The organism is Neobacillus drentensis (assembly GCF_036965245.1).
Classification (GTDB): Bacteria; Bacillota; Bacilli; order Bacillales; family Cytobacillaceae; genus Neobacillus; species Neobacillus drentensis_G.
In genome coordinates this window covers 490-2,176 of sequence record NZ_JBALPG010000036.1, presented here as the reverse complement: position 1 = coordinate 2,176, position 1,687 = coordinate 490, and the positions used below count along the sequence as shown (strand labels likewise).

At 35.3% G+C, this 1,687-nt stretch carries 1 pseudogene; it reads right to left on the bottom strand.

The features are described 5' to 3' along the window. A pseudogene (locus V7150_RS09200) lies at positions 1-1,560 on the bottom strand (hypothetical protein); the annotation flags it as partial. Positions 1,561-1,687 lie beyond the last annotated feature (127 nt).

Genomic DNA, 1,687 nt, shown 5'->3' with positions numbered 1-1,687 from the left:
ATGCGTTGAATAAACGACAATTGGTTTTGTTAAAAATGGTTTTTCTGTTGAACCAGGAGCTTTTCCGCCTTTTTCGACTATGACAATTTCAATTGCTTCCACTTGTTTCGCTAGTCCTTCTGTACCCGCAGATTCACCATTTTTTGCCCAGCCAAGCCAGCCATAATCTTGTGAATGAACACGATAATAAATATCGTAATGTTTTGCCATTTCTCCAGTTAAGTTCACTTGAATCGCTTCAACTTGCTTACCTTTCCCAGTTGTACCACTAATTTCTCCATTAGAAACACTAGCCAGCCAGCCATAATCTTGTACATGAGTTGAATAGGTAATATCGCCACTATAAGACGGATCTTGTAAATCAATCTTAATAGCTTCAATACGTTTCGCTTCCCCTTTGGTTCCGCTCATCTTTCCATTAGATACGTAACCCATCCAGCCGTATGTTTCAACATGCGTTGAATAAACGACAGTTTGTTTTATTAAAAATGGTTGATCTGTTGAACCAGGGGCTTCTCCACCTTTTTTAACTAAGACAATCTCAATTGCTTCCAATTGTTTCGCAAGTCTCTCTGTACCTGCAGATTCACCATTTTTTGCCCAACCTAACCACCCATAATCTTGTGAGTGGACACGATAATAAATATCGTAATAATTTGCTATTTCTCCTGTTAAGTTCATTTGAATCGCTTCAGCTTGTTTACCTTCTCCAGTTGTACCGCTAATTTTTCCATCAGAAACGCTATCTAACCACCCATAATCTTGCACATGGGTCTTGTAGGAGATCCCTCCACTATATGGGGCATTGTCCAAGAAAATCTGTATTGCTTCTATGCGTTTTGCTTGTCCATTTGTACCTGCCATTTCTCCATCAGATACGGGTTTTTGCCATCCAATGTCCTGTACATGGGCAGCATAGTGAATAGACGGAGTTACTTCCTCAGAACTACCCACACTAACAATTGGGGGATACTCTGAAGATTGAACCTCAGCTGATGAATCTAAAACGGGATTTAAAGAATCATATTCTTCTTTAGAAATCGCTTTTTTTTGATTTTCAACAGTTTCGTAGTAAGTTAAATCCTTTTTATCAATAACAGTACCATATTCATCAATCGTTTTTACTACTTCAATGGAAGTCCCATTTTCGTTTTCAGATATCACTGAAATTTGATCATGAAACTTAAGAGGGTGTACATCTTCAAGTTTAAATGAATCAGATACAGCTAATCTATACTGAATACTTTCATTTTCCTTTACAGCAAATTCATTTAGTTCATCGGTAACATTAATCGTGATGTCCTCTGTTTGATTGGTAGAATCAGTATGAATGTCAATTTTTCCATGAACAGATGATTTCGATTCATCTGTCCAACCAGTTAATGTCAATGTTACATGTTCATTAAATACGATCTTTTTTTCTTCACCATTATAATGAATAAAGAAATAACTAAAATCCCTTGTGTTTGAACTTTCTACTTCATAAGCAAAACTACCTTTTGAAAAAGATCCAAAGCAAATTAATAGGATCACTAACAGTAAAAAAGCTTTTCTTCCCATCCCATCATACCCCTATATTAAATTTTAATTCTTAAAAACTTGAAAAAGTAATACTTTAATAAATTCGACAAAATACATAATTTAACATTGATATTCTACCATAAAACCAAAAGAAGATTACAACTTT